We start from the raw sequence: 19,838 nt of genomic DNA, 5'->3' as shown, positions 1-19,838 counted from the left end.
AAGAATTAAGGCAATACCAGCAAGCCAATGATTACTATCTCCAAGCTTTGGATATCTACATTGAATTCGGCGATCGCTATTCGAGCGCTAGCACTTATGGACAATTGGGTATGCTAGCCGAAGAGTTATCAGAATTTGAACAGGCTAAAAGTTATTACTTGCAGGCTTTAGCGATTTTTGTGGAATTTGAAGATCAACAAAGTTCAGGTTTAGTTATCAGTAAACTAGCTAGTTTGCATCAAAAAACACAAGATAATAGTCTGCTAACAGAAGTTGCCGCAATGTTGAATATGACCGAAGCAGAAGTTAGGGAATTGTTTGAGAAGTTTAAAGACACCTGAGGAGAAGTCAAGAGTCAAGAGTCAAAAATTTTAGTTAATTGGGCGTTGCTGAATCCAGATATGAATTCGTTTCGCGCAAAGACGCAAAGAAAGCAAGATCTTTTCCACGTCTTTTCATGAGCTTTCGATCACGTCGAAAGCGATTGCTTTCCCTTGGTTTTAGGATTCCTATTTATCTATGTCCCAATCCTTGAACATTTCATCAACGCTTTCATAACACTTGAGACGCTCAGGATGATTTTCGATCTCTTCAATGACTGCGAGCGTTTCTGCATTGGGCATTTTGACATCAAAGGGAAAACCCTGATGCAATTCAACCTGCTTATAAAAAATACGGATAGCATCAGAAGGGGTCATACCAAGCTTAGAAAAAACAGCCTCAGCAGCTTGCTTAAGATCAGATTCGATGCGAGCTTCAATTCGGTCTGTCTTGGTCATTGCCTTATCCCATTTAATCCCAATTAACCATATCATAAACAATTGGATAATTAGTTTCACCTATCGAGTTTCGTAACTAAACCGCGTCCATATTGAGAAATGGAGTTTTGAAATAAAGTTATAGAGGCCTCAAACCCTGTTCCCCATTCCCTATTCCCTGTTCCCGAAACAATGACAAAAACTACAGGTTTCAAACTAGACGCGGTTTATGTTCAAAAATTAAACCAATAAATTCTCAAAAAATAGTGTTTTTCGCTCTGTTTTTGTATTGTCTAAAAACCTGTTTAAAGTTTTAATTTTCTTAATATTTTTTTCAATGAAGAAGGGGTTGACAAGTGGCGATCGCTCGCTGTATCATGTTTTTAATTCTTCAAAATCGGAGTGGTGACTCTTGCAGCTAAACGCCACGATTACCATTATGAAACAAATAATATCACAGTTTAAGGTCAATTCCAAGCATTTCCCAAAATTAAATTTTTTCGTTCATAAAAGTTGTTTTTTCAAGGAATTAAATTCCCACTTTACAAAGATTTTTTTTGCAGCGCTAATAATATTTTAGAACATTTTCCGGTCTAATTTCAGAAAAAGAGATTTAATCAAGATTGCTGGGCTCAAGATATAGCGCGATCACTTTAATTTTTGAGATGAAGACGAAGCAACTGAAAATATTAGCCAAATACTTTAATCTTTCCAGTTAATAACCACCAGATTCTTAACCCTCTGAAAATGTTTTAGATTGTTGGTGACAACTACTGCGTTGTGCCGTAATCCTACAGCGGCAATCATAGTATCGCAATCGCCAATAGACTGACCTTTGCTAGTCAAATAATGTTTAATTTCTGCTGCGAGCAAAGCTGATTCTGCGTCAAAAACTAAATCTTGAGCTTGCTTAAACAATAGTCGTAATTGCTCGCCATATTTTTTATGTGCCTGGGAATTTTTTCGCAAGCCATACAACAATTCATATTTAGTAATACTACTAATTGCCACCAAACTATGGTGATGACGTTTGAGATTTTTGAGAACCCCTGGATTTCCTCGCAAATAATCGGAAACAGTATTCGTATCCAAAAGATACATCATAATTCTAGGTCTCTCTCAAAGCCTGTTAATTCCTCTCGCTGCAACTCTAAGTCGCATCCTTGCCAAGCCATAATCTCCTCACACCAGTTTTCTTCGCTCTCCACCTCATCTAAAAACTGTCTGATCGCCTCAACAATAAAAGCATTTCTACTTGCAAGTTCACAGTTAGGAGAAGACATATGATTCTCCAATCTTCGAGCTAAGTCATCGGGGATATGTACTGAAGTATTCATGATTACGTTTTATTCTGGCATACCAGTATAATATACCAGGACTCTATAATCATACACACGAAGAAACAAATAGGGAAATAGGGATGTAGGGAACGAGGGAAATCTAGCTATTATGATTCCCCAAACCCCTAAAACCCCAAATTCCAAATCGTTAGGTTTTAGGTAGTAGGTTTTAGGTAAAAAAAGTCATTCTAAGCATCAAGAACACTTGCCAGCAAAGCCTTCTGAGCATGCATTCTATTTTCCGCTTGATCCCAAACTCGTGATTGTTGACCTTCGATGACGGAGGCGGTGATTTCCTCTCCACGATGGGCAGGTAAACAATGAAGCACAATGGCATCGCGATCGCAATGAGACACTAGAGCATCATTAACTTGATAGGGTTGGAAAATGGGAATGCGACTATCAGCCGAATCTTCTTGCCCCATGCTCGCCCAGACATCGGTATAGATAACTTGAGCATTCTCTACCGCGGCGATCGGATCATTTGTGATCGTAATCTCCGAGTTATCACCTGCTAATTGCTTAGCTTGAGCAACTATTTCTGGACTGGGCAAATAGTCTTGGGGGCTGGCAATGCGAATATTCATGCCGGTCAAAGCCCCTCCAAGTAAAAGAGAATGAGCCATGTTATTGCCATCTCCGACATAAGTGAGGGTAATACCTGCTAAAGAACCAAAATTTTCTTTGACTGTTAAAAAATCCGCCAAAATCTGACAGGGATGTTCAAGATCTGTGAGGGCATTGATAATGGGAATATCTGCATATTGGGCGAAAGTTTCGAGATCCTGGTGAGCAAAAGTTCTAATAGCCAGAACGTCTAAATAACGATCTAGAACTCTAGCTGTATCTTCAATAGGTTCGCCTCTGCCCACTTGAGTTTGCTTGGGGTTGAGATCGATTACCTGGCCTCCTAATTGGTACATTGCCACACTAAAAGAGACTCGGGTACGAGTTGAAGCCTTATAAAATAGTAATCCTAAAACGCGATCGCATTTGGGGGCGATTTCCCCTGCCTTCAACTGTTGCGCAAAGTCGAGTAATTCTTGAATCTCTTGGGAAGTGAGATCAGCAATACTTAATAAGTCTTTTCCTTTTAATTGTTTCATTAGTAGCTACGTTTAATCAATTCAATTATATGGATCTAACCTTATAACATCACAAGGAACATTGACATAGTTAGGAATATCAAATGTAGAATGAACTGGTGACTAGATAAAAATAATACCTAATAAATTTAAATATTTATAGTCGGTTAGATAATCCATGCCCTCAAACAACTCCGATACTTCCGTTGCCGAACAAGAGACAGATACTTACCTCGACGAACTTCCCGGTGAAGTAGAGATGTCTCTATTTGATCATCTCGAAGAACTAAGAATGAGGATTTTCTACGCTGCGATCGCGGTGGTCATTGGGATTATTGCTTGTTTTATTGTCGTCAAACCCCTAGTCAGAATCCTAGAAGTTCCAGCACATGGAGTAAAATTTCTCCAACTCGCACCAGGAGAATTCTTTTTTGTTTCGATTAAGGTTGCCGGCTATAGTGGCATCCTGATCGCTAGTCCGTTTATTCTCTATCAACTGATTCAGTTTGTCCTGCCAGGTCTTACCAGAAAAGAAAGACGTTTGCTCGCACCAGTAGTTTTTGGCTCCAGCATTTTGTTTTTTGCGGGTTTAGGTTTTGCCTATATCGCGTTGATTCCGGCTGCTCTAAATTTCTTTATTAATTATGGGGCTGATGTTGTAGAACAATCTTGGTCGATTGACCGCTATTTTGAATTTGTGTTGCTTTTGATGTTTAGTACAGGTTTAGCTTTTCAGATTCCTGTTATTCAGCTTATTTTAGGTTTTCTGGGGATTGTCTCCTCCAGACAAATGTTTGCTGGTTGGCGTTATATAGTTCTCGGTGCAGTAGTTCTTGGGGCAATTTTAACTCCTTCAACCGATCCTTTGACCCAATCTTTACTAGCTGGTGCCGTTTTAGGTTTATATTTTGGCGGAGTTGGCATGGTGAAATTAATTGGGAAATAGGATTAGGTTTTAGGTTTTAGGTTTTAGATGTCGAGACAAGATAGTTTATGGTCTGGCGAGTAAAAACTGCTCAGTAGTAATGCATTCGACTCCAATATTGGATATGTCGTAGATGTTTGCCTTGGCAACAGCTTCGGTTTCGGCTCCTGCCGCGTCCGTGACAAGGGTCACATCATAACCCAGAGAAACCCCATCATAGATTGTGGCTCGAATACAGTTCGGATATTGCACACCACAAACCACAATATTGCTCACTTCCAGCCTGCGCAACATAAAATCTAATTCGGTGTTCATGAAGCCACTGAAATGATTTTTGACCAAACGATATTCTCCGGCAACTGGATTTAGCTCCTCAATAATTTCCCATCCTTTGGTGCCAGGAACACAGTAACTTTGATCAGTGAGAAAGCGATCTCGTCTGGGTTTTTCGATATCACTGCCATCGGCTCTATATTCTCGAATAACATGAAAAACAGGCCAAGAAGCACGACGAAAATAGTTCAGAACTTTTTTGAGATTGGGAACAATTGCCCTAGCGCCAGCAACCTCCATCGGGGCACCAGCTAACACAAAATCATTCTGCATATCAATTATGATTAAAGCTGTTTGTCTATTCATAAAAATGAACTAAGATTTACGATTCGCAGGAATAGCCAGTAACGGACAAGATGCTTTTCGTAGTACTTGCTCGGTGGTACTACCTCGCAAAACATCAAAAATTCCCTCATGCCCCGCAGTTGGCATGATGATCAGATCTGCCTGATGTTTCTCAGCAGCTAAAAGAATCTCTTCTACTGGCTCACCTTGACGAGTTTCTACCTGCCAGTTAAGGTCGGATACTTCCTGAAATTCAGGAACTACTGGTTGAGATTCCCCAATATGCAGCAATGTAATCGAAACTTTGCCATCACCAAGAATTTCTGCGGTGCGCTTGGCAAATTCCACTGCCCCAGTCCAGTCAGGTTGCCAATCTATGGGCACCAGAATATTTTTTAAACTACGACTCCCATCCTTGAGGGAAATCAAATCTCGTTGTGATTCTGTTGGCACAAACAATGTCATGGTTCTAGACCATCTAGCTATGGCTTCGGCATTGGAACGGTTGAGCCAACGGGTTGCGCCTTCTCTTCCTTCAGTGGCCAGGACAATTAGATCGGTAGGTTCATGATCAAGAAACCCTGCGGTTGCTTTGACGGGATGACGACTGCGTAGGGCCATCTTTCTCACTTTAAGTCGAAATTTGTCAAAGACTGCTGACTGAGGACTTCCTGTTTCTAATAATCCCCAGCGTTCTAAGGTTTGACGCACAGAGGGATAGTTTGTCCAGTCGATATCCGATTCATGTTCTGGCCCCACATGGAGGATCGTAAATTGGGTTTCCCCCAAAAGGGCGATCGCCAGGGCATGGGCAAAGGCGCGATCGCTAACCTGAGAAAACTCCAAATCTGTAGGATATAAAACAGAACTCACAAGAGGCATTGTATCTAAGTTGTCTTTTTGCATATAATCCATAGAGCATGAAATGTTAATAATCCTGACTATTAGGGATTTTCTTACTTTTCTAACTTTTTTTCAATAACTAGCAACTTGGGTTACATAGAGAATCGGCCAATGAGTCAACAGATCGCTTTTTTAGGATTAGGTTTGATGGGCGGCCCCATGGCAGCTAACCTCGCTCGTCAAGGGTATCAGGTTATGGCCTGGAATCGTACTCGCGATCGCCCTGGAGTTGCGATCGCCAAAAAAGATGGTGCAATCATTGTCAACTCGATCGCTGAAGCTGTGGCCAATGCAGAGATTATTTTTACCTGTGTCGGCGATGTTCCTGATGTCAAAGAAGTTTTACTCGCAGAACAAGGCGTAATTAACTATGCTCGTCCCCATAGTCTAATCGTCGATATGAGCACTATTGGCAGCAACGCTGCTAGAGAAATCAATACAGAGCTACAAAAAAAACAATTGCGGTTTATGGATGCACCAGTTTCTGGAGGAGATATTGGAGCTATTAAGGGCACACTGACTATTATGGTGGGGGGAGATCCTGAAGATTTTGCTGAATGTAAACCCCTGTTGGAAGTGATGGGAAAAAATATTCATCTTTGTGGATCAGTTGGTAGTGGGCAAGGGGTAAAAATGTGTAATCAAGTCCTAGCGGCCCTCACAATGGTTGGGTTATCAGAAGCGATGCAGATGGCCAAAAGCCAGGGTCTTGATCCGAATCTGATAGTAGAGGTTTGTGGTACGGGGGCAGCGGGTTCTTGGGCATTGTCTAATTTGGGCCCTAAGATTATTGAAGCTGATTATGATCCAGGATTTGCGATCGCCCATATCATTAAGGATTTACGCCTTGTCCAAGAAATGAATCAAGCAACGGGAGGTCAGATTCCAGGAGTGGAATTAGCAGATAAATTATTTAAAATTGTTCAGTCAATGGATGACGGAGCAGGTGGACAACAAGGAACTCAAGCGATGATTCGCGCTTATCAAGAGTCTCAATCTTGAGCCATCTGCTTTTTAATTTCTATGTTAGCATTCATTATTTCTGTGAAAATCTCACCATATTCTGTTGCCTGCTCGTTGATATAATGCTCATTAAGCATTCCTAAATCCAACAGGAATTTATCTGGATTGTAATCGGGATTTTCGAAAAGAATACCATCGGTTTTAAGCGAGGCGATCAAATTATTTCTGATCTCCTGCAATGTTGTTCTGAGTTCGGTTTTGCTATCGTGAGAACTTGTTTTATTCCTAATTTTATCAAGTTCCTCTGCTACTTCTATCTGCTTGAGAATTTCATTAAATCTATTAACTTTCTTCCACAGACTAGCCATTGTTTTCCGCTTTCTCAGAATTATTTGCTTTTGAAAACTATTGACGCCAAAGTAGAGAAATACCGAGGAAGTTAAAACTGTTGACATAAAAACTAAGGGAAGAACCCAAGATTGTCTTGACTCACAAGTTTTTAAATCACTGTTCAACCTATCTAATTTACTTTCCCCAGAGATGTCCTCCAGCGTTCCTTGTAATTGACCAAAAATGCCCCCCGACTTTCGCCTCTGCTCTTCTTGCTCAACTTGACTTCTTTCATGATTGCAAGAAAGCCCAACTGAATTGGCAATAGAAGGAGCAAAGAAAATTCCCAGTAACAAGGCAACAGAACCCCCTATAATCGCGGAAATAGCCTTAGTCCTCTTCTGAGGATATCTACTATATCTTATTAGCTCTTCAGGAGAAATATATAGGTTTGAGCTTTCATTGGCCTTGATTTTCATTCTAAGTCTTCTATGTATGTCTATATAGCAAATAGCCATTACAACAATTATAGAATGCAACGCTCAAAAAGAATTTTTTGGCCTTCGTATTATGAAACTAAAATTCGTAACTTTCGTTGCCTGCCCCTTCATGAACTGTTTTCACCCATTTCAATTTTTTGGGACGCACTGACATCCTTACTGTGATGCTGGCCATGACTATTTGCCAATGCAACATATAGATAATACCTCTGATGGTTTGCCAGGTAATTTTTAACAAACTAGAGAATGTCAAGGGTTCTTTAGTTAGGTGAACTCTGGCTAATCCTTGGAACATAGAATTAAAACCAAAGCAACAGAGCAAAGTGCTTAAAGGAGCAAGAATTGGCAAGTGATGGCGCATGACCATCATGACAAAATCGGGAATCATTGCCGCAGGCAAAATATATTGCAGGAGAACAAAGAAAAGTAAATCGATCCTCTTGCCAAAACCAATGGGACTGTTGAAAATGTAACGCCAATAGTCTAGATAACGTTGATAACCACCTTCTGCCCAACGGTTGCGTTGATGCCAAAGTGCGATCGCGGAAGTAACCCCTTCTTCTTCTACTGGAGCATCTAACAAAAAGCCAATTTTCCAATCATCTAAATGTAAACGAACCGTAAGATCTAGGTCATCGGTAATAGTTTCCTCGTTCCAACCACCACAACTTTTGAGGGCTTCACGACTCACAAATTGACCATTGCCGCGCAATTCTCCTACGCCTTGCAACCCAATGCGCTGTTGTTGCACATAGCTATCTAAGGCCATCTCGGCAGCTTGCCCTTTTGTCCAGAAGTTCTCATTTTCATTTGCGATCGCCTTTCTCACTTGCACCGCACCAATTCTTTCTTGAGCAAACATTGGTACCACTCGGCGCAAAAAGTCTTTTTCAACCACGGCATCGGCATCGAATACACCAATTATTTCGCCTTTGGTTTGGGGCAAGACTTGATTTAAAGCTCCCGACTTACCACCTGTTGCCCCCGCAGTACGATGTACAACCTTGAGTTGAGGATATTCCAAAGCTAACTGATCTAAAATTTCGGGAGTGCGATCGCTACTACGATCATCGATTGCCCAGACTTCATATTTGTCCTGAGGATAATCAAGATTACCTAACATTTCGATGAGGTTGGCAATCACTGTTTCTTCATTTCTTGCTGAGACCAACAAAGAAACAGTAGGGGCCGAGTTGAGATTTTCATCAGATAAAGGTTGCGGTGATTTTTCTGGTGTTCTGGTGATAATCCGTAGCAAGTGAACACTGACGAGTCCCGTTAATGCAATAACGAACCAATAGCCCCAAGATAATAGATGGAGCAAAATGACAACACTCCAAATCACCGTTAGAATGAGTGCTGATTTTTTTCTACGTCCTGACAATCCCTGGAAAAAGTCACTTCGGAATTCGTCTTCCTCATCTTCTGGATCTGTCCATTCTGATAAAAAAGAACTAATGGGGTCTAATTCTTCTTCTTTCTGTGGATTTTCCCAGTAATTCTCTGACATAGTTAATTTTGTTTTTTCTAGTTATCTGTAAGATATCAGTTCAATACGGAGTATTGTATTGAGGTCGATTAATTGTTAACTTTATTAACTAATTCTAAAGTAATTTAGAGATTTTTGACCATTGATTTTTCTTATCAATGGCTTACTGATGGTGTTTTTGCTTAAACTAATCAACAAAAGCCAATTTTTAGATAATTTAAATTTGAGTGAATTATTAATTAAGTAATTTTAAGTATGACTAATTTTTATTTAACTTTTGCCCTTGCTCTAGTCTCGATTCTGTGGGTGGAGTTGGTGCGAGATTGCTATCACGCTTTGGCTCATGTGGTGCCGCCGCTCTATCGACTGCATATTTGGCATCATAAGGTGTTTCGTCCTGATTTGACCCCAGTTAGTGAGGAGATTTATCGCCAAGCCCATTGGTACAACGATGTTCCCGAAGCTTTGGTGATGTTATTACTCAGTTGCTTGCCTTTACTTGTCAGCTATAGCAATGATTTACCCTTGCCTTGGCTCGCTAGTGCCGGTTCAATTTATACTGCGGTATTTTTGTTGGGTGCGATCGCAAGGGGATTAGGTATTTCGGGAGTTGATGAGTTAACCGATATTACCCATCGCCCAGGAGAATTTAAATCTATACCATCCGATCTATTTGTAAATCGTCCCTATCATTGGCGACATCATTTCGATAATCAAAATGCTTATTTTTGTGGCACAATCACTTTAGTCGATAAATTCATGGGTACAGCTCTATCTTTGAAAGGAAAAAAAGTTGCGGTCACTGGCGCATCGGGTACTTTAGGCAAAGCATTATTAAAACAATTAACTTTGGCAGGAGCCAAGGTCACAGCTTTCACCTCTAGTAGTCAAGAGATTACGTTAAATATTAAGGGCGAAGTTACACCTGTAAAAACTATATCCTGGTCGATAAATCAAGAAGATGATTTAGCAAGAGAATTGGAGAAAATTGATATTTTAATTCTCAATCATGGTATTAATGTTCATCAGGAGAGAAGTGATAGCGCGATCGCAAAATCCTATGAGATTAATGCCTTTTCTAGTTTGCGATTAATGGAATTATTTTTTAAAACTGTAAAAACGAATAAAGATATTGTCACCAAAGAAGTTTGGGTAAATACTTCAGAAGCAGAAGTTAATCCTGCATTTAGTCCTCTGTACGAGTTGAGCAAGAGAACTTTGGGTGATTTGGTTACCTTAAGGCGTTTGGATGCACCTTGTATTGTGCGAAAGTTAATTTTGGGGCCTTTTAAAAGTAATCTTAATCCGATTGGCATTATGTCGGCAGATTGGGTAGCGAAACAGATTGTTACTGCGGCGAAAAGAGATTTTCGGAATATTATTGTGACGATTAATCCTCTAACTTTTTTAGGTTTTCCGATCAAGGAGTTTTGTCAGTCTACTTATTTTAGATTTTTTACTAAAAATAGTTCGGACAAAAATTAAGCGCTAACGAAATAATAGGCGTTTGAGCCTTAAGAAGAAAAAAGCACAGAGAACAACTACTGGCAACAATGATAACTATAAATATAGGATGGAGGGGAAGTACAGAATTAACGGAGGTAATGCGCTTTTTGTTACGGACGTTAGACAAGAAAGAAATGAATATCGTCTCTACTGTCCGGAAGAACGGTGGTCCGGGTATGGAATGTTAGATGGGAAAAAGTATTTTGGGTATTTCCATTATTGGGACAAACCAGCAAATAAGGACAAGTTACCGTATAAACACCTTCTGGTTGAGGTTCTAAAACTAAAGGTAATTTATAAATATTTTTTTATATTAAATGTATTATTTTATTGCTTAATTTAAGGATTGTACTGGAGTTGAAAACTGCGCTCCGTGAAGAGATAAGATTCACGATCGCGTTTCTTGTGATGTGATTACGCGATAATTAAATCTTAAAAGCTTTTCTAAGACATTGATTGAGTTGTTGGAAAAAATTAGTTCCTAACTTACCAATTTTCCGAGTTATTAAATTACGTTCAATAGTTACGATTCTAGAAACTCTAACTTTAGAAGTAACTTTTAATCCTGTCAGTATAAATTCTGGATCTTTTGCTTCAATAATAAATTCTTCTGAATTAAGACTATTAACATTTTGTGAAGATATAAAACACAAAGTAACATCTCTTCCTAATAAATCAACCCACAATACAACAGCAGGACGAAGTTTAGTGGCGCTTAAATCTGTAAACGGAAAAGGAACTAAAACAATATCTCCCTTGTGCAAAGACATTAAATTGGTTCTCCATCTTCTAGGGTATAAAGATTCGGTTCATCATCGAGAAAATCAAAGGAATGACTTTTCTGAGCTAAGTTCATAATATCTTTTGTAGACACTTGGTTAGCATCAAGAGATAATTGTTCTTCAAGCATTTGGCGCTCTTGCTCAGAGAGAGATTGAATAATTTGAATTAATGATTTAACTAATTTTTGATTCATTATTATTTTAAGTTTTAATTTATTTTAGCAGTTAGAGTTGAGTTGAAAGCTGTGCCCTGTGAATCTTATTTCTTCGCGATCGCACAGCGCCAAGCTCTGCCTGATCGCATTTCTTGTGATGTGGATTATGCGATCACGCTAAAACAGATTTATGTAATTCATTTAATTTTTATCTAGGCCCGCTTCCACTAATTGGGATTTTAGTCAGCTAATCAGTTATAAGTCAATTACCTGTAGAGATGCATCTTCTGCTGTCCTCTTTCTACAGCTTCATATAAAGCTTGAAAGTTACCTTCGCCAAAGCCTTGTGCTTGTTGTCTGCGTTCGATTAATTCGAGAAAGAAGGTTGGTTGATTTAGAATTGGCTGCGTAAAAATCTGCATTAGGAGAGATTGAGATAGATCTCGATGCCAATCAATTAAAATACCTTGTTGCTCAATTGCTTGTAATTCTGTTTCTGAAATGTTGATCGAACCTCGTTTAACGGTTTGTCGTAAATTGTTATAGTATGCTGAGGGAATAGGTAAGAATTCCACTCCGCGCGATCGCAATTGGGCAACTGTTGCAATAATGTTATTAGATCTCGTTTTTTCCCCAGCATCATTCGACCTCAAAGCGAGATGTTGAATTCCGGCACCACCATTAAGCTCAATAAAGTCTTGAATTTGAGAATGAGGATCACTTGGCTCATTAATATTAAATTGCACTTGTCCCGTAGCATCTACCAAAGCTTGACTATATAGACCAGAATGCTTGCTTTGAATGTTAAATGTCTGCTGAATTTGCCAATCAAATAGGTTTTGGTAATATTTAACAGCTGAGCTTAATTCTCCCGCTGCCACATTCAGCACAATATGATCGATATTAGTGAATCTAGGATTCGCTGTGGAATTGAGAACAAAACTTTGACATCTGAGATTGGGCAAGAAGTAATAACGATTTTGAGCTGAGTATTCAATTAAACTATGCTGTAGATCATCCCAGCCAACAATGCGAGCATATTTAATTTCCTTTTCTTGTTGCAGAGTTTGTATAATTTTGATGCCTAATTGAGCAGCGCGATCGAGAATTGATTGTAAATTGTCAACCCGAAAAGCCACATCCACAATACCTTCGGGATGAGAATCTAGATAATCAGCAACAGGACTAGTTTTACTTCGAGCAGAAGAGATGATAAAACAAATTGAGTTATGCTCAACTACCTCAGTATAAGTATTCTCATCTTGGTAACTATCAATCAGCTGAAAACCAAGATAACGAGTAAACCAGTTGCTCGTTTTTCCTGCATCAGTAACGTAGAAATGAACACTATCAATCTGCATCATTAGGGATTAGAGATTCCTAAACTCTTGATTCTTGACTGTCTTGCCGAGCGCTTGCCCTCTAATGGGGGTTCCCTTGCGCCACCTACCCCTAACCCCTTTCTACAGGAAGGGGAACAATATAGTCTCTCCTTTCAGGAGAGATTTAGAGAGGTTCGGCGGGGGGTCTCGGTGCTCTTGACTCTTGACTCATTTCTTCGTGCCGACAATCAAGCCATAACGAATTAACCCCCGACTATAGCCACGACTCATTAAACTGAGGGATAGAGCAGATTGAATTGTTTGCCAACCAGCTTTCACCAATCCAGTAATGGCTTCGAGGTTAAAAGCTGAGTCGATAACTGTATCCCAAAAAGGAGCGACCCTCATCGACCAATCATCAGATTTGAGGTTCTCAAAACCAATAGACTGCGCGATCGCCTTATATTCGGACAACGAAATAACATAGGGTAAACAATAAACGCGATAAATTTCTTTGAGATGCTTAACCTCATCAGGGGTTAATTCTCCTGCAACAGAAGTTTCCCGATGGCACCAAGTGGCTAAAATGAGCTTGCCGCCTGGTTGCAAAACTCGGTAGCATTCCTGCAAAAATTGAGCTTTATCTGGCATATGTTCCCCACTTTCTAATGACCAAACCAAATCAAAGGAATTATCAGCAAAAGGCATTGCTAAAGCATTCGCTACCTGAAATTCTACTTGTTTTTCTAGTCCTGCGGTGATGGCCCTTGCTTGGGCTCGCGATCGCTGTACTGGTGATAAAGTAATACCTGTGGCTTTAGCCGCATATTTATTAGCTAAATAGAGAGTACTTCCCCCAATGCCACAGCCCACATCAAGAATATTTTGTGGTGCATTCTGTGATGTGACTTCCGCCCAAAATAACAATTCTTCTATGAGATCGATTTGTGCTTGGCGACGCTCAACTTTATAGGTTCCGCCGCGACCATAATAACCGTGGTGCATATGTTCACCCCAGATTTTTTCCCATAGTTCACTCGAAGCATCATAAAATTCGCCGATTTGCTGGTAAAGTTGTTCGCTCATTACTATTGAAGTAGACTGTTCCACTTTAATGTTTCAGCATTTTCGTTGATATCCAGCAGAATTTAAGATTAAAAAAATAATGTGGTAGTATGTATTTGTCCTGGGGCTATAGCGCAGTTGGTAGCGCGTCTGAATGGCATTCAGAAGGTCAGGGGTTCGATTCCCCTTAGCTCCATTCCCTTATATAGTAGATGTTAATAATTTAACTGTCGAAAATGCGCGTTAAATTACGACTATTAGAAGTAGTGCGACCACCACCGAGCGGATTAGTTCCGAACCAAAAATCCCCTGGATGATAATCGTAGAACCAATAAGCCACAGGGCGTTTCCACCTATCTATCTCAACTCCCATCACGATCTGATTGCCATTATGGGTCGAGTTATAATCTTCGGCGCATTGATCCGCTTTGATTACTTCCAGGGCAAAGGGAATGGTTGAACCGCCAAAACTGCGTTTAATGGTTCTGATAAAAACTTCTCCTGATTCGAGGAATGATTTAAAGGCTAATTGTTGGATTTCGTTAAAGCAACATTGCCCTGAAACATCGCAATATTGTGCTTTTCCCCAATCACACCAGGCTGATTCGATTTGATCATTAATGCGATCTTCGTTCTTAGTGTTGTCCTTGATTTGCTTGATCTGTGCCTGAAAAGCAATTCCTGTATAGACTACGTTATCAACCAAGTGGCGCACCATGCCCCGTGCATAATCATTGTTACGGAGCAGATCTCGGGAGCGATTACGCAGGGTTTGTAAGGAAGCATAAACTTCGGAGTTAGCAGAATTTCCCCAGGCTTGCCAATCGCGATCTAGTCTGCCTCTTCTGGCTCCGTCATAGCGACGGTGTTGGATTGAATGTCTTGGTGGTGTGTTCCAGATGCGCTTGATGAAGGTGCGGAAACTCATTTACTTACTAAGACGAAGATCTTTGTTAGAGTTCCCTTTATTTTGTTCGTTTCGTTGTCGCTAAAGTATTCTGCAAGATTAGATATCGTTCCTCTCTCGGTAACTATGAGTGTATTCACCGTAGGTTGCAATATTTGAAACAGAAACCTCACTGTTGCCAACAACCTTACCTTTTGAATCAACCTTGATGACCACCTTCAAATACACACGTGCGCACTGACAATTAAAGTAGTCAAACTTATCATCAAATTCCAACAATTCAATGCCTGCCTCATTGTAATGAACGGATAACTTTAAGTAAGTATATCCGTCTTTTCCTTGGTAAGACTCGGTCAGAAAAGCTTTAGCTGGTTTCCCAAAGTGAGTAATCCGAAACAAAGGAGCTTCATATTGGGGGTCTTGTTCATTGAGATATTCTATTGCAAGTGATTCAAGATCTTTTTGATGTTCCGCAACATACCTTTCTACCATAAATCCGAGTTTAGAAGCTGTTTCCTCAATTGGTTGGAAAAGCTTTTTTACAACTTCATCAATGCTCTTAACAATCTCGATTCTTGTTACTTGAGAATACTTGTCTTTGTAAACATCGTCTTGAAGCTCTCTGAGTGCGGGTTCAAAGTCTTGGGTATTATTAGACACGAAAATGACCCTTTCAAATTCATTTTTCTCAATAAGATCAACAGCTCCAAGCCAAATCAAAGTATCTTGGTAACCACGACCTTTCGCATCAAATGGCGGAATCTTTTCTACTGCACGGGCAACTATTCGCTCATGACCGCCTATTGGGAAGTCAACAATTTTTGCCTCAAACTCTTCAGAGATCCTAAAAAATAACTCTTTTCGGTAATCTAGAACCATCTTCTCTACATCAGATTCGTTCACCAAAAGAGTGCATGTTGATGTTCCAAATTCCCTCGACAATGTCTCACATGCCTTTTGAGCAGTCGCTAACTTTTTCTCAATCTGCTTGCAGCGCTGATTAACCAACTCCAGCAAGACTACTTTTGAAACACAAAGCTGAATGTGTTCTGAATCAGCTATTCTAAAACGTAAACTCTCAAAAGACAAACCTTTAAGCAAGCGGTCATGAAAAAGTGCTTCTGTATCAAGATAAATTGCCGTGCGTGGACTTCCCATAAGACGAGTATTAAGTAATCAATGAATAAACAAAATTAGCAATCAAAGAAAGTGCGATCACAGCTATTACCCAACCAATGATTTGCATTTAAGCTAACTTTTAAGGAGAATCTGTAATTGTTACGTCAATGCCTATTAAATTGTTTCGTAATTCTTGATTCATTCCTGGATTATTGCCAAATGTAGCACCACTGAGGCGGCAAACTTTAAGGTCAACATTAGTGAGATCTACTCTTTCGAGGTTTGCCCCAGAGAGATTTGCTCCATTAAGAACGGCACTAGTTAGATTAGCTCCAGAGAGATCTGCTCCAATAAGAACGGCACCATAGAGATTGGCACCAGCAAGTTTGGCACCAGCAAGTTTGGCACCAGTTAGATTGGCACCAGTTAGATTGGCATCAGAGAAATCTTCATCGCTTAAATCTTTTCTACTAAGATTCTCTCCCGCATAATCTTTAGCCCAAACTGAATTAGAAAAATCTTCCTCTTTCATCTAATTAAATTATTTTATTAAAGTACTACGCTGTTATTGTTTCTTCTTCGTACAATTCAGCAAAATGAATTTTTTTTCCAGCAAGTTTACTTAATGCAGAACATAGCTTGGTCAATCTGTCCCCACCAATACTAGGTATCGTTTTTGAGTTTCTCAGATGAGAAATTGAAGCTGGACGCATATCTAGCTCCTTAGCTAAGTCGATATTACTGATATCGTACCGAGCCATAATTTCTTTAAGTCTCCATCTAAGCACTTGCTTTAAAACCGTAATAAATTACCTTTATATTGTAACTCAACTCGGTTGTAACTCAAGTCAGTTTTAGCTTCAATCGGTTTTGACGATATTAAATTAAAAATTACGAATATAAAATACGGTAAAACCGTAATATACTAAAAAACAAAAGCGATCACAATCTTTGGACGGAACGTGATCGCTTTTAGAAAACTAACCAACCCATTGCAGAATGGGTTAATTTTTCTATGAATAAAAATATTGTACGACTGCCTGAAGAAATCAAACAAGAATTCCGAGTTGACTCAAAAGGCAAGATCACCACTTCGATAAGAGGTGCAGCAAGATTAGCTGATGTTGACGAAAGATCTATTAGGAAAGCACTCAAGTTGGGTGCGGACTTAGAGGCATCTCAATTAGCTGAATTCCTTATTTCACAGGGGATTAATGGTGCGGACATAAATAATTGGAATGAAACAGGAATACCTGATATCGCGATCGCATTTATTCTCGAATATTACGCCTACGAATGCCGAGAAGATAGACGCAAAGAACAAGCAAAAAAATTCTGTCGAGCCTTCAGAGCAATTGGCTTCCGAGCATGGGCACAACAACAACTAGGCTGGCAAGCAGAATCAACCCTTTCCCTAGAAGACACCATTACCCTCGCCAACTTCGCCTCCACCACAGCCCAAAACGCAGGAGTATCCAAAGCCCTTGCCGAAACCATCAAACTAGACACCATCATGCAAATCGCACCCCAAGCCAAACCCCTACTCCAACCCCAAAAACAAGCCATCACCTCCGCCCATCCCCTACCAGAAACCGCCGTCACCCCCACCATCATCGGCCAACGACTAGCCACCAAACTAGGACACCCCAAAATCTCCTCCCGTGCCATCAACCAAAAACTCCTCGCCCTCGGCTACCAAACCTCCGTCACCCGCATCAAACGCACCACAGGCAAAGAAGTCCACGACTACTACCGCCACACCGAAAAAACCCTCAACGGCAACTACGGTCAACTAGAAATGACCAGCTACAAAAATGGAGAAAGCAACAGCACCAAATATCAACTCCGTTGGTTCAACTCTATAGTCGAAATTCTCGCCAACAACTGGGAGACAAAGTAATGGACGAAAACTCCCACTCCGAACAAATAATGACACTATGCCTCAAAGTCGATGAATATCTCAAAACCGTCAAAAAATCCCTCGCCTACGATGAAGACCATACCGACTTCCAAGATCACTACTCATTTCTCCTAGAAGAAACCCTACAAGCCAACTGGCAAGTACATCGCATCGCCGAAAAAATTCACTGCCAAGAATTTAGGCGCAATCTAGAAACTCAAGAATAAACATTTATCAGGTGGGCAATGCTCACCTATTATTTTGTAATGTACACAACAACATTGAAGGATAATGACGAATTTTAAAGAAATGAGCCTAAAAGAACTAAGAAAATATGTATTAGCTAACCGACAAGACCAAGAAGCTTGGGACGAATTCGTTTCCAGACCCAGACCCAACGCGATCACAGTTCCCGCTGATACACCCCTAGAAGAACAAGAACGTATTTTAAGAGAAACTATTAATCCTAGTAAATGATTAATAGTTTCTTACGCTGTCACCATTTCAGGCTTAAAGTCAGGTGATGTTGGCTCAAAATGTAAAACCATAATTTGCTCTGGGCGTAATCCAAGAGATTCAAAAGTTCTTCCCTCGCGATCGCTAAATTCAACCTCAAAAGCCTTGCCATCTGCCAAAATCTCAACCACCGTGCCAACTTGTCCACGCCATAAGTTGTAATCTGGCAAATCAACTGTCAATGCCACAACATCAAGTAACTTGATAGGATTAGCTGTCATTTTTCTTTCTCCAGTAACTACAACGGATAACAAGTTGTTAATTTCGGGGTCTTTGAACCATTATCGATTATCCATCCACTCCGAAGGGTCGCACTTCTATTTTGCCATTCAATTGCAAAGTCCAGAGTATAGCGTTGTCCAAATCCATCTTTTCGTCCTTCGCGAACCTCATTAGTTTTAACCACCTCCAGTAGGATTTGCCTTAAATCCTCGGCATCATCAGCAGTCATACCCAAAATTGACGAAAACAAGCGAGCCTTATGCTTTCCATTATCATGCTCTAGATTAAGGCAATAATCACGCAATTTGCGTATATCAACTACTGCATTCTCTGCATATGGCAGTAGATTTACTTTACTATCGTTATTCTCTTGAATGCCGCGCTCCTAAAATCTCGAATATTTCTAGTCTCATTATGCTTTCTATAAACATAACTCCACAATCTAACAGACATATTTTGTTACTTTGTCGCTTTAATGATCACAAAAACTAATACCAATATTTTTACCACTAACACCACCCCGCTTCCGCCTCGCAACACGAATTCTGAGGCGATCGCGTTGCCGATAAAGCTCATCTAAACTGTGATACCGCATCTTCCGCGACTTAATCTGATATTCAGCGACTCCACCATTAGTTAGCATGTTCGAGATCGCCTTTTCAATCGCTTCCAACTCCAACTCATCCGCACTTTTCACTTCATCACTCATATCAAACAACCCCAAGTAGTTACCTAATCATTCCCTAATAACTGTCTAGCAAACTACTACCTCTAGTCTGCGAGAACTTCTGCGAACTTTCTTGCTAGGAGCGATCGCATCCCCAACTTCTCCCGAACTCACCTCTTGCTCCTCCAACTTTCTCTCTTCACTACTCCAACGAATCCGCTGAACCCCCACCAAATTAGCCGCGGCCAAAGCATAAACGGTCGTATCCAACGGCTCATTCCTTACCCCCGCCAACTTCTCCCAAACCACAAAAGGTCTACCATTCCTATGCTGCGTAACCTGTACCTCACGACAAAAACCCTCAAACCAAAATTACTATCTAAATCATCCAGTTCCCTTTCCTACATACTCAAACCGATTCCAACTCAAATATCGGTAATGACCACAGTGGGGGCAAGGCACAAAACATAATCGCTTATCCGATTGCTCATACTCCGCCTCAATCCTGCTATTTTCCTTAATGCTGGGAGTTGAAACCAGAAACACCAAAGAATTCCAAAAGGTTGAAGCTCGCTCGATCGCGAGTTGAACTAGATCGCCCTCCTTCCCTGCCGAAGGTGGATATTTATCAACGTCAGTTCGACGAATTTTCCTTTTGATTAAATTTTCCAAGTTGAACAACGAAGTAATAGGCTTTTCCCCAGATCCCCAAATCCCTAAGTCCCTATTCAGAACTAGTAAATTTTGTACTCATCGAACTCACGTT

Annotated in this window: 28 protein-coding genes, 1 tRNA gene and 1 pseudogene; 9 read left to right on the top strand and 21 right to left on the bottom strand. The window is 40.3% G+C overall.

Annotated elements, in window-relative coordinates; genetic code table 11:
- On the top strand, nucleotides 1-341 hold a 341-nt coding region (locus tag XEN7305_RS05170; protein WP_006508297.1), incomplete at its 5' end, for a tetratricopeptide repeat protein.
- A 168-nt stretch (nucleotides 342-509) separates the two neighbouring features.
- Here the strand turns inward: XEN7305_RS05170 and XEN7305_RS05165 are convergent.
- The 4 genes from XEN7305_RS05165 to argF form a co-directional block, all read right to left on the bottom strand.
- Nucleotides 510-815, bottom strand: coding sequence for a type II toxin-antitoxin system RelB/DinJ family antitoxin (locus XEN7305_RS05165; RefSeq protein ID WP_006508296.1), 306 nt, complete (start codon nucleotides 813-815; stop codon nucleotides 510-512).
- 645 nt (nucleotides 816-1,460) lie between these two features.
- Complete coding sequence (locus tag XEN7305_RS05160) at nucleotides 1,461-1,862, bottom strand: type II toxin-antitoxin system VapC family toxin (protein WP_006508295.1); 402 nt, start codon at nucleotides 1,860-1,862, stop codon at nucleotides 1,461-1,463.
- On the bottom strand, nucleotides 1,859-2,095 hold the full coding sequence (locus XEN7305_RS05155; RefSeq protein ID WP_006508294.1) for a hypothetical protein: 237 nt from the start codon (nucleotides 2,093-2,095) through the stop codon (nucleotides 1,859-1,861). Before XEN7305_RS05155 ends, XEN7305_RS05160 begins: the two co-directional genes overlap by 4 nt.
- Before the next feature lie 191 nt (nucleotides 2,096-2,286).
- Nucleotides 2,287-3,204, bottom strand: a complete 918-nt coding sequence (gene argF / locus XEN7305_RS05150; RefSeq protein WP_006508293.1) for an ornithine carbamoyltransferase — start codon at nucleotides 3,202-3,204, stop codon at nucleotides 2,287-2,289.
- Between the two features lie 157 nt (nucleotides 3,205-3,361).
- On the opposite strand from argF, the gene tatC reads away from it, so the two are divergent.
- Nucleotides 3,362-4,129 (top strand): twin-arginine translocase subunit TatC, encoded by a 768-nt coding sequence (gene tatC / locus XEN7305_RS05145; RefSeq protein ID WP_006508292.1) that lies wholly within the window; start codon nucleotides 3,362-3,364, stop codon nucleotides 4,127-4,129.
- Nucleotides 4,130-4,174: 45 nt separating this feature from the next.
- Here tatC and XEN7305_RS05140 read toward each other — a convergent pair whose 3' ends face one another.
- Together XEN7305_RS05140 and XEN7305_RS05135 are read right to left on the bottom strand one after the other, a co-directional pair.
- Nucleotides 4,175-4,747 carry a cysteine hydrolase family protein gene (locus XEN7305_RS05140; protein WP_006508291.1) on the bottom strand — a complete coding sequence of 191 codons (573 nt, stop codon included), beginning with the start codon at nucleotides 4,745-4,747 and terminating at the stop codon, nucleotides 4,175-4,177.
- Between the two features lie 9 nt (nucleotides 4,748-4,756).
- Nucleotides 4,757-5,641, bottom strand: coding sequence for a universal stress protein (locus XEN7305_RS05135; protein ID WP_006508290.1), 885 nt, complete (start codon nucleotides 5,639-5,641; stop codon nucleotides 4,757-4,759).
- 99 nt (nucleotides 5,642-5,740) lie between these two features.
- Between XEN7305_RS05135 and XEN7305_RS05130 the strand changes: the two genes are divergently transcribed.
- Nucleotides 5,741-6,631, top strand: coding sequence for an NAD(P)-dependent oxidoreductase (locus tag XEN7305_RS05130; RefSeq protein WP_006508289.1), 891 nt, complete (start codon nucleotides 5,741-5,743; stop codon nucleotides 6,629-6,631).
- On the opposite strand, the gene XEN7305_RS05125 is transcribed toward XEN7305_RS05130, so the two are convergent.
- Both XEN7305_RS05125 and XEN7305_RS05120 read right to left on the bottom strand, forming a co-directional pair.
- Nucleotides 6,622-7,401, bottom strand: a complete 780-nt coding sequence (locus tag XEN7305_RS05125) for a hypothetical protein (RefSeq protein WP_006508288.1) — start codon at nucleotides 7,399-7,401, stop codon at nucleotides 6,622-6,624. The two genes, XEN7305_RS05130 and XEN7305_RS05125, sit on opposite strands and share 10 nt — an antisense overlap.
- 97 nt (nucleotides 7,402-7,498) lie before the next feature.
- Nucleotides 7,499-8,932 (bottom strand): glycosyltransferase family 2 protein, encoded by a 1,434-nt coding sequence (locus tag XEN7305_RS05120; RefSeq protein ID WP_006508287.1) that lies wholly within the window; start codon nucleotides 8,930-8,932, stop codon nucleotides 7,499-7,501.
- 234 nt (nucleotides 8,933-9,166) lie between these two features.
- Between XEN7305_RS05120 and XEN7305_RS05115 the strand changes: the two genes are divergently transcribed.
- A complete protein-coding gene (locus XEN7305_RS05115; RefSeq protein ID WP_006508286.1) occupies nucleotides 9,167-10,396 on the top strand; it encodes a bifunctional sterol desaturase/short chain dehydrogenase in 1,230 nt (409 codons plus the stop codon).
- Between the two features lie 446 nt (nucleotides 10,397-10,842).
- Here the strand turns inward: XEN7305_RS05115 and XEN7305_RS05105 are convergent, their stop codons facing one another.
- Together XEN7305_RS05105 and XEN7305_RS05100 are read right to left on the bottom strand one after the other, a co-directional pair.
- The gene (locus XEN7305_RS05105; protein ID WP_006508285.1) at nucleotides 10,843-11,187 is read right to left on the bottom strand and encodes a type II toxin-antitoxin system PemK/MazF family toxin; all 345 of its coding nucleotides are present in this window, start codon (nucleotides 11,185-11,187) and stop codon (nucleotides 10,843-10,845) included.
- Nucleotides 11,187-11,393, bottom strand: coding sequence for a hypothetical protein (locus XEN7305_RS05100; protein WP_006508284.1), 207 nt, complete (start codon nucleotides 11,391-11,393; stop codon nucleotides 11,187-11,189). The genes XEN7305_RS05105 and XEN7305_RS05100 overlap by 1 nt, the downstream gene beginning before the upstream one ends.
- Before the next feature lie 51 nt (nucleotides 11,394-11,444).
- Between XEN7305_RS05100 and XEN7305_RS29990 the strand changes: the two genes are divergently transcribed.
- Nucleotides 11,445-11,570 carry a hypothetical protein gene (locus tag XEN7305_RS29990; RefSeq protein WP_255324953.1) on the top strand — a complete coding sequence of 42 codons (126 nt, stop codon included), beginning with the start codon at nucleotides 11,445-11,447 and terminating at the stop codon, nucleotides 11,568-11,570.
- A gap of 50 nt (nucleotides 11,571-11,620) precedes the next feature.
- On the opposite strand, the gene hppD is transcribed toward XEN7305_RS29990, so the two are convergent.
- Nucleotides 11,621-12,718, bottom strand: coding sequence for a 4-hydroxyphenylpyruvate dioxygenase (hppD, locus tag XEN7305_RS05095; RefSeq protein ID WP_006508283.1), 1,098 nt, complete (start codon nucleotides 12,716-12,718; stop codon nucleotides 11,621-11,623).
- Nucleotides 12,719-12,904: 186 nt separating this feature from the next.
- Complete coding sequence (locus tag XEN7305_RS05090) at nucleotides 12,905-13,762, bottom strand: methyltransferase domain-containing protein (RefSeq protein WP_006508282.1); 858 nt, start codon at nucleotides 13,760-13,762, stop codon at nucleotides 12,905-12,907.
- 102 nt (nucleotides 13,763-13,864) lie between these two features.
- On the opposite strand from XEN7305_RS05090, the gene XEN7305_RS05085 reads away from it, so the two are divergent.
- Nucleotides 13,865-13,937: transfer RNA gene (locus tag XEN7305_RS05085), tRNA-Ala, on the top strand.
- A 27-nt stretch (nucleotides 13,938-13,964) separates the two neighbouring features.
- Here the strand turns inward: XEN7305_RS05085 and XEN7305_RS05080 are convergent.
- The 4 genes from XEN7305_RS05080 to XEN7305_RS05065 all read right to left on the bottom strand — a co-directional run bounded on the left by XEN7305_RS05080 (nucleotide 13,965) and on the right by XEN7305_RS05065 (nucleotide 16,555).
- Nucleotides 13,965-14,669, bottom strand: a complete 705-nt coding sequence (locus XEN7305_RS05080; protein WP_006508281.1) for a phage portal protein — start codon at nucleotides 14,667-14,669, stop codon at nucleotides 13,965-13,967.
- 78 nt (nucleotides 14,670-14,747) lie between these two features.
- Nucleotides 14,748-15,806, bottom strand: a complete 1,059-nt coding sequence (locus tag XEN7305_RS05075; protein WP_006508280.1) for a PIN domain-containing protein — start codon at nucleotides 15,804-15,806, stop codon at nucleotides 14,748-14,750.
- A 100-nt stretch (nucleotides 15,807-15,906) separates the two neighbouring features.
- A complete protein-coding gene (locus XEN7305_RS05070) occupies nucleotides 15,907-16,299 on the bottom strand; it encodes a pentapeptide repeat-containing protein (protein WP_006508279.1) in 393 nt (130 codons plus the stop codon).
- Between the two features lie 25 nt (nucleotides 16,300-16,324).
- Complete coding sequence (locus XEN7305_RS05065) at nucleotides 16,325-16,555, bottom strand: helix-turn-helix transcriptional regulator (RefSeq protein ID WP_040896822.1); 231 nt, start codon at nucleotides 16,553-16,555, stop codon at nucleotides 16,325-16,327.
- A 227-nt stretch (nucleotides 16,556-16,782) separates the two neighbouring features.
- Here XEN7305_RS05065 and XEN7305_RS26415 point away from each other — a divergent pair, with 227 nt between their 5' ends.
- The 3 genes from XEN7305_RS26415 to XEN7305_RS05050 all read left to right on the top strand — a co-directional run bounded on the left by XEN7305_RS26415 (nucleotide 16,783) and on the right by XEN7305_RS05050 (nucleotide 18,144).
- Nucleotides 16,783-17,667, top strand: a complete 885-nt coding sequence (locus XEN7305_RS26415; protein WP_006508277.1) for a hypothetical protein — start codon at nucleotides 16,783-16,785, stop codon at nucleotides 17,665-17,667.
- Nucleotides 17,667-17,894, top strand: a complete 228-nt coding sequence (locus tag XEN7305_RS05055) for a hypothetical protein (protein WP_006508276.1) — start codon at nucleotides 17,667-17,669, stop codon at nucleotides 17,892-17,894. The genes XEN7305_RS26415 and XEN7305_RS05055 overlap by 1 nt, the downstream gene beginning before the upstream one ends.
- 64 nt (nucleotides 17,895-17,958) lie before the next feature.
- The gene (locus tag XEN7305_RS05050; protein WP_006508275.1) at nucleotides 17,959-18,144 is read left to right on the top strand and encodes a hypothetical protein; all 186 of its coding nucleotides are present in this window, start codon (nucleotides 17,959-17,961) and stop codon (nucleotides 18,142-18,144) included.
- An 11-nt stretch (nucleotides 18,145-18,155) separates the two neighbouring features.
- Here the strand turns inward: XEN7305_RS05050 and XEN7305_RS05045 are convergent, their stop codons facing one another.
- The 5 genes and pseudogenes from XEN7305_RS05045 to XEN7305_RS05025 all read right to left on the bottom strand — a co-directional run bounded on the left by XEN7305_RS05045 (nucleotide 18,156) and on the right by XEN7305_RS05025 (nucleotide 19,744).
- Nucleotides 18,156-18,404 (bottom strand): DUF4926 domain-containing protein, encoded by a 249-nt coding sequence (locus tag XEN7305_RS05045; protein WP_006508274.1) that lies wholly within the window; start codon nucleotides 18,402-18,404, stop codon nucleotides 18,156-18,158.
- 17 nt (nucleotides 18,405-18,421) lie between these two features.
- A complete protein-coding gene (locus tag XEN7305_RS05040; protein ID WP_040896821.1) occupies nucleotides 18,422-18,781 on the bottom strand; it encodes a DUF6883 domain-containing protein in 360 nt (119 codons plus the stop codon).
- Between the two features lie 96 nt (nucleotides 18,782-18,877).
- Nucleotides 18,878-19,114 (bottom strand): hypothetical protein, encoded by a 237-nt coding sequence (locus XEN7305_RS05035; RefSeq protein ID WP_006508272.1) that lies wholly within the window; start codon nucleotides 19,112-19,114, stop codon nucleotides 18,878-18,880.
- 45 nt (nucleotides 19,115-19,159) lie between these two features.
- A pseudogene (locus tag XEN7305_RS05030) lies at nucleotides 19,160-19,429 on the bottom strand (terminase gpA endonuclease subunit); the annotation flags it as partial.
- Between the two features lie 27 nt (nucleotides 19,430-19,456).
- Nucleotides 19,457-19,744, bottom strand: a complete 288-nt coding sequence (locus XEN7305_RS05025) for a phage terminase large subunit family protein (protein ID WP_040896818.1) — start codon at nucleotides 19,742-19,744, stop codon at nucleotides 19,457-19,459.
- Nucleotides 19,745-19,838 lie beyond the last annotated feature (94 nt).

It is taken from the genome of Xenococcus sp. PCC 7305 (assembly GCF_000332055.1).
GTDB lineage: Bacteria > Cyanobacteriota > Cyanobacteriia > Cyanobacteriales > Xenococcaceae > Xenococcus.
Note: the sequence above shows the minus strand (reverse complement) of the source record. Positions and strands in the feature narration are given on the sequence as shown.

Coding starts and splice junctions, on each gene's coding strand:
- XEN7305_RS05165 (WP_006508296.1), bottom strand. CDS start 815: ATGATATGGTTAATTGGGATTAAATGGGATAAGGCAATGACCAAGACA.
- XEN7305_RS05160 (WP_006508295.1), bottom strand. CDS start 1,862: ATGATGTATCTTTTGGATACGAATACTGTTTCCGATTATTTGCGAGGA.
- XEN7305_RS05155 (WP_006508294.1), bottom strand. CDS start 2,095: ATGAATACTTCAGTACATATCCCCGATGACTTAGCTCGAAGATTGGAG.
- argF (WP_006508293.1), bottom strand. CDS start 3,204: ATGAAACAATTAAAAGGAAAAGACTTATTAAGTATTGCTGATCTCACT.
- tatC (WP_006508292.1), top strand. CDS start 3,362: ATGCCCTCAAACAACTCCGATACTTCCGTTGCCGAACAAGAGACAGAT.
- XEN7305_RS05140 (WP_006508291.1), bottom strand. CDS start 4,747: ATGAATAGACAAACAGCTTTAATCATAATTGATATGCAGAATGATTTT.
- XEN7305_RS05135 (WP_006508290.1), bottom strand. CDS start 5,641: ATGGATTATATGCAAAAAGACAACTTAGATACAATGCCTCTTGTGAGT.
- XEN7305_RS05130 (WP_006508289.1), top strand. CDS start 5,741: ATGAGTCAACAGATCGCTTTTTTAGGATTAGGTTTGATGGGCGGCCCC.
- XEN7305_RS05125 (WP_006508288.1), bottom strand. CDS start 7,401: ATGAAAATCAAGGCCAATGAAAGCTCAAACCTATATATTTCTCCTGAA.
- XEN7305_RS05120 (WP_006508287.1), bottom strand. CDS start 8,932: ATGTCAGAGAATTACTGGGAAAATCCACAGAAAGAAGAAGAATTAGAC.
- XEN7305_RS05115 (WP_006508286.1), top strand. CDS start 9,167: ATGACTAATTTTTATTTAACTTTTGCCCTTGCTCTAGTCTCGATTCTG.
- XEN7305_RS05105 (WP_006508285.1), bottom strand. CDS start 11,187: ATGTCTTTGCACAAGGGAGATATTGTTTTAGTTCCTTTTCCGTTTACA.
- XEN7305_RS05100 (WP_006508284.1), bottom strand. CDS start 11,393: ATGAATCAAAAATTAGTTAAATCATTAATTCAAATTATTCAATCTCTC.
- hppD (WP_006508283.1), bottom strand. CDS start 12,718: ATGATGCAGATTGATAGTGTTCATTTCTACGTTACTGATGCAGGAAAA.
- XEN7305_RS05090 (WP_006508282.1), bottom strand. CDS start 13,762: ATGAGCGAACAACTTTACCAGCAAATCGGCGAATTTTATGATGCTTCG.
- XEN7305_RS05080 (WP_006508281.1), bottom strand. CDS start 14,669: ATGAGTTTCCGCACCTTCATCAAGCGCATCTGGAACACACCACCAAGA.
- XEN7305_RS05075 (WP_006508280.1), bottom strand. CDS start 15,806: ATGGGAAGTCCACGCACGGCAATTTATCTTGATACAGAAGCACTTTTT.
- XEN7305_RS05070 (WP_006508279.1), bottom strand. CDS start 16,299: ATGAAAGAGGAAGATTTTTCTAATTCAGTTTGGGCTAAAGATTATGCG.
- XEN7305_RS26415 (WP_006508277.1), top strand. CDS start 16,783: ATGAATAAAAATATTGTACGACTGCCTGAAGAAATCAAACAAGAATTC.
- XEN7305_RS05055 (WP_006508276.1), top strand. CDS start 17,667: ATGGACGAAAACTCCCACTCCGAACAAATAATGACACTATGCCTCAAA.
- XEN7305_RS05050 (WP_006508275.1), top strand. CDS start 17,959: ATGACGAATTTTAAAGAAATGAGCCTAAAAGAACTAAGAAAATATGTA.
- XEN7305_RS05045 (WP_006508274.1), bottom strand. CDS start 18,404: ATGACAGCTAATCCTATCAAGTTACTTGATGTTGTGGCATTGACAGTT.
- XEN7305_RS05035 (WP_006508272.1), bottom strand. CDS start 19,114: ATGAGTGATGAAGTGAAAAGTGCGGATGAGTTGGAGTTGGAAGCGATT.